We start from the raw sequence: 5,583 nt of genomic DNA, 5'->3' as shown, positions 1-5,583 counted from the left end.
ATGGCGGGTCCTAGTGATCTGGGAATGCGAGATGAAAGACGCGGACCGCCTTGCTCGCCGACTCGCCGACTTCCTGGGCAAGCATGCTTCTTAAAAATCCCGGAGTGGCTGACTCCCTTTCTTTACCTCGGTTTCAAGATCTAACATGTTCGTCAATAATCTTACTGCGTCATAAATACCGTTCAATTGATGAAAGGCTGCATTTTCTATTGTGGCGTTTTTCGCACAAACAATTCGACGCAAATCGGGCATGGTGGCCCTTACTTTCCGCAGCGATCACAGCGCGGAATCAGATAATGCATCCGAAAGTTGGCGTAGAGCTCACGGTGACGGATGCCGAAAACTGCCTCATGGCGATATGAATGCGACAGATGCCCTTTTCCTGACAGCCTTCGGCAAACCTTGGCCAAAAGCGAAAAAAGGTCTTCATTCATCTGAGACGGTCTGATCACGGCCCATGCCGTGCCGCCGGCAAGGCAAAGCAAGGATTACTACGTTGCCACGTGACACTCGATCTTTCGCCCACGGAGACCAATGAAATCCGACCTGAATAGCCAAACGACCCCTACGCCCGATATCGCGCCCTCCCGTGATTTCGCGCAGATTGACAGGGTGAACTCGGCAACGAAATTGGCACCCTGTCGCGTCACCTTGAGCTCCTTCTGGATCATGGTGGTGGAGACCAGCGGCCGCGACAACAGCAACTCGATCAGCCGCGGCAGTTTGAGCTCGATGCGTCGCTCCATCTGCTCCCGGGCTATCACACTGCTAGGCACCGGGGCCTTTTATGAATGTGCGGTCTTTCCAGATGGATGGTCTTACAGTTCTCCGGACGCGCAAGCGACAACGAGGCGCGCACATCTTACCTACACTCCAGTGAGAAGGTGTTATCCACGCGCAGTGCGCTTGGAATCCACATATCGGGGGTCGGGCGAAATTCAGCGGAATCGGTCCATTGGAACGTCGGCGATGGATCAGGAGCCAACGCTTGGAGCGCGCCGCTGCTAAGTTCACGGACCTCCTCTACATGAGGGGCTATGATGGTTCGTTCCACCATTACACTTGACGAAAATATCACCTGAATGAGTCGCCATTCGGACCCGAACTTTGCTGCTTTGTCGAATTCGTTGCGCGACACGAATACACGGTCTGCGGTGGCTCTTACGCACGCCTTCACCTCCAAGCGCTCGGTAGCAGAGGCCCGACGGTTCTCAATGTCGTAGCCGTACCAATCAGAGAGGAGCGCCACATGCACCGGTGAGTATCTCTCATAACGAAGGGCCGACATGATTGCGAGTTCGCCAGCATTGCCGAGCATCTTTCTGCGCTCGTCAAAGGCCGCACGTGTTAGCCGATGATGTATTTCGACGAGCAGCGGTTCCAGGTCCGGCCCAACCCAGGAAAGGGCTTCTAGGTCACTGTCGGGAATGAATTCTGGGGCCAGACGCCCGTCGACAATTGCAGCTCCAATCCACGCCGGAGGGCATCTCTGCAGCAAGAGACGGGCAATGCCCAACAGACTATGTCGATCAGCCTTGCTGTCGAAAGCGGCAAGTACGGGATTGATCGCGACGACATCGGTTATGCTAGCGAGGTTGATATCTACGAGCAGCCTCGCGGTACCTAGGACGTCAGTTGAGGCGGCCATGATGGTTGACTTCCCGCTCGCGGATATCACCCAAGAGTTGAAGTCACCTGAAGGCCTCAGCCGCGCACTGTAGGCCAGCAGGAAGGCAGCATGACAGCGTCCGCGACTTGGCAACTCATACATCTATGGTTCCGACGTGTGCGGCTACGGCCTGCCAATCATCCTCGAACGCAGGTGCACCGCCTTCGCCCTCATCTGGAGAAGGTAGTGAGATCTGGACTAGGCCGGGATCATCCATCAAACGGGAAAGCGCCCTGACCTTGTCGTGAAGCCTTCCGTCAACCGTATTGTCGATGGTGTTCGAGCTGATGAGTAGCGTGAAGCGCGTTTTTACATCCGCCGACAGCCCAAGCCTGTGAATGCGATCCTGGCTCTGCAGGAAGTGGCCCGCATTGAACGTCCTATCCAGGAACACAGCGTTGTGACACCAGTGATGGAGGCTGATGCCCTCGCCGCAGGCTGCAGGATTTGCCAGGAGCGCAACGCAGTGGGCATCATGTCGGAACCGCCGAAATTCATTCTCGCGCGTTAGGTCGCCAGGGGGAGCACCGTCGTCGGAGGGAACCCCTCCATGCACTATTGCCGGCTGATATTGCGCAAGCATGCGAGCCAACACCTTGAGGTTGCGCACGAAGTTGGACCAGATCAGGACCTTCTCGCCGCGTTCGGCTGCTGCCGCTACAATGGAAAGCACTTGTTGGTATTTCCACGGCGTCTCAAAGTTTTTGTAGCTTTGTAGCAGGTTGACGAGCGGCTCGCTGCTCGACAACTCGAGCGGCGGGTGAAGGAATCCTGGATCATCACTCTCATCCGAACCGGCCGTTAACAGCATGGGGTTTGTCGCGGCCTCGAGCAGGTACATTACTATGCGGCCAAGGCGCTGCATCTCGTGCCGACCGCGGTCGGGAAGCGAAAAAGTGGCGCGGTAGCGACCCACGAGCGCATCATAGATCGCGTTTTGAATGGGTCCCATTTGTCTGCGGATAACCTCGAACGTTGTGGGAGGCAGCTCCAGCTCGCTCTTGGGAGTTCGAACGAAGTACCGCGTAATCGCTGCGTGAGTCTCGCCGAGAACATTCGGATCGCGCCCCAGCCTTTCGATGTAAGCAGACCTCGGAAGAATCTGGCGATCCTGGCCCGGGTATAGGAACTTCACCAGAGCCACTAGATCGTGCGCGCCTTGGGGGGCCGGCGTACCAGTTAGCACGTCTCGGCGATGAGCCGCATAGGCTAAATCCAACACAGCACGACCATGCACCCCCGAAGCGCCGCGCTTCACGCGATGGGCTTCGTCGAGCACAACCTTGGCAGCCCCATTCGCTACGAAGGCTCTGATAATGTCATAATCGCTTGCGACGCGATTGTAATTTGAGAGCAGGATCTCCGTGTCTTGCGGGATAATTGTTTCGGGACCCCCAAAGATTACAACGCGCGGTGGCTTTTTGAAGCAAGCGACTGCATCCTCATCCCAGGCTCCGAAGGCGGCGATTGGCGCAACGACCATAAGACGGTCGATACTTCCTCGAGCGCGACCCAAAGCAAATGCCGCCAGCGCCACCGTCGTCTTACCCGCTCCAGGAACCGAAAAGTCCGCAGCATGCGGCAGACGCATGAGGCGGGCGAGATTTCTCAGTTGAAAGGGCTTCAAATTCCTTTTGAACCCGGCGGCCTCAAGCTCGGCCGCGAGGGCCTCAAGCTCGGTTTCGCTTGCCTCACCGGCTTCGATCGCCACGGAACGGGCACGGCGATCATCAGCCATTAATCGCAACTGTGATGTGAGGGTCGGTCCTAGCTCAACCCGCTCTGCAAACACTGCCCGAATGTCGCGCAGGACATCGAGTTCCGCCATGAACACATCCGGGTGCACCACTGACTGCCGTGCCGATCCAGTGAGGATGCCGCGTGCAAAGGCTTCCTGCAGCCGGGCCCAGGCACCAGGATTCGTATCGTCCAAGCGATCGACGACGACCGTCGGACGGTCCTGCCGATAGAGCTCGGCACGGATCATCCGCGTGCCTCGAGCTTGCTCACTTCGGCCTTGAGCGCGGCCACCTTGGTTTGGAAGTCGGCTTCATTCCATCCGTCAAAGCTACGCGCCCGTTCAAGCGCAGCAGCTGCGCGGCCAACCTGCTCCTTGGCGGCGGCAAGACGGCTCAATGGAGCCACGAGCGCCTTTGCGTCCTTAGAATCCTCATCGGCTTCCTGTGCCGCGACGGCGACGGCAGCCCCTACGGAAGCAATTAGATCGGATACGACAGCGTTCTTGCCATCTGCGAGAGTCACTATCTCTTCGCTGCGCTTGCGCGCGAAGAAGGCGAGGATATCGGAAAGGTCCTCTTCCTGTGCTGCATCACCGAGGGCGTCATCGAGAACATCGCCGCCATTGTTGGGCACATTATGCCTGATGGCACAAAGCAGCGGTGCGATTGTCGGATCCGATTCCAATTCCTGCCTGACTAGTGCGGCGGCATCCGGCCGCTGAAGGTGGCGAAGATCGCGGTAGTTGACCCCGGTCAGCGTGCCAAGGAAGTAGGCGCCCCGAACGGAATTGGCCTCAGCCTTAGGCTTAGTTCGGATGTGCCTAGTGAGTTCCTCAAAAGCCGACTCGTTCTCATCAAAGTCGGCGTGGTGGCGAGTGCCGTCTGACAGTGCCACCAGCTGATGCAGCTGCTGCAGCTTTTCATACTGCGCCCGAACCTTGGGTACATCCTTGTGCATCCTCGCCGCGACTCGATCCCAGTTCTGGGCTTCGCGGTTGAACAGTTCCTCGATCAAGAGCGCTTCATTGACCCACGAATAGTCTTCGCGGAAGTCACGTGCGATCTGCAGCTCAGTCTCGAGATCGACGAGTTCATCCATGGTCGCATCGGCCGGAAGGACGAGGCAGCGGACATATCGAGAAGGCGCATGCTGATCGTCTAAATAGAGGCTACGAAGCGCAGCGGACCTACGGTTGCCGTTTACAAGAACGCCCTCCGCAGTAGCTACGGCCGGCTCCTGCTGACCACGTTCTCTCAGATCAGCCTTGAGATCATCGAAGCCCGGCTGAGATTTCAGGATACGAAGCTGCGCCGCTTGTGCTTCCGACCCCATCGGGTCCGCCGAAAACAGGTCTGGGCGCCCCTTCGTCTCAATCTCTCGCATCTGCTCAGCCTTAGTCCGGTGGTTCAGAGTGGAGAGCCGCACCCACGTCACCTCTAGGTCCACCAGCGGCAGTTCGCGATCTGGCCGCGACCACGCGGCCAGCAGCGCGCGTCGTTTCGACGAGCTCTGGCGCGCGACAAGGTGTTGGACTCGTTCCTGGTCTAACACAGGGTTCATCATTTTGAGCTCCTGAAGGTCGTCAACCGTCCCGGACCAAACCGGGAGGCGACTGTGGTCCTGATGCCGCGGACGCCTTGGTGAAACCCGATGTACCCGGTCAAAACACTTGCATTGCCTGCATCGACATTGAACGCCGAGAGCAGAACTGCCGGGAATCGCCGCTGGCGGCGACCGTCCCAGTTGAAGGCAGGTCCTTGGCCCCGCTCCGGCATGATCCAGATACACGGAGGAGGAATGCGGTTTCCGCCAATCTCCACCGCCCGGCCCATCTTTGGGGCACGGTCGAAGGTCTGACCCGCAGAGGTCATTGTGGAAGATGATGCCATCAAGCGTATCTGGTGCATCCGAGAAAAAGCGACGGCGGAGTCGGTTGACCCCTTTGAAAACATGTTCTCCGGGTTCCGAGGCCAGACTCGGGCACAACCACCAAAGGTAGGTCTCGACAGCCCATGAGGGAACAGACCATGCAACGCTGCTGTGAGCGCCATCGGGACACCCCTTCTGTATGATGGCTACGTTACCAATTTCAGGCACGGCCAGTTGGTAAATCGTATCCTTCCCGTAGACTGGGCGAACCACACTGGCTATCGCGCCCACAGCCAACATATGAT

The 5,583-nt window shown here is 57.9% G+C and carries 4 protein-coding genes; all 4 read right to left on the bottom strand.

Going from position 1 to position 5,583, the window contains the following annotated elements; translation table 11 throughout:
* Positions 1 to 491: 491 nt before the first annotated feature.
* Positions 492 to 746, bottom strand: coding sequence for a helix-turn-helix domain-containing protein (locus EOB59_RS33405; RefSeq protein WP_095482968.1), 255 nt, complete (start codon positions 744 to 746; stop codon positions 492 to 494).
* 116 nt (positions 747 to 862) lie between these two features.
* Positions 863 to 1,771: a DUF3883 domain-containing protein gene (locus EOB59_RS33400; protein ID WP_128177656.1), complete on the bottom strand. Its 909-nt coding sequence runs from the start codon at positions 1,769 to 1,771 to the stop codon at positions 863 to 865.
* Positions 1,764 to 3,656 carry a DEAD/DEAH box helicase gene (locus EOB59_RS33395; RefSeq protein WP_095488815.1) on the bottom strand — a complete coding sequence of 631 codons (1,893 nt, stop codon included), beginning with the start codon at positions 3,654 to 3,656 and terminating at the stop codon, positions 1,764 to 1,766. The genes EOB59_RS33400 and EOB59_RS33395 overlap by 8 nt, the downstream gene beginning before the upstream one ends.
* Positions 3,653 to 4,972 (bottom strand): ParB/RepB/Spo0J family partition protein, encoded by a 1,320-nt coding sequence (locus tag EOB59_RS33390; RefSeq protein ID WP_095488814.1) that lies wholly within the window; start codon positions 4,970 to 4,972, stop codon positions 3,653 to 3,655. Before EOB59_RS33390 ends, EOB59_RS33395 begins: the two co-directional genes overlap by 4 nt.
* Positions 4,973 to 5,583 lie beyond the last annotated feature (611 nt).

This window comes from Mesorhizobium sp. M7A.F.Ca.MR.176.00.0.0 (assembly GCF_004023165.1).
GTDB lineage: Bacteria > Pseudomonadota > Alphaproteobacteria > Rhizobiales > Rhizobiaceae > Mesorhizobium.
Note: the sequence above shows the minus strand (reverse complement) of the source record. Positions and strands in the feature narration are given on the sequence as shown.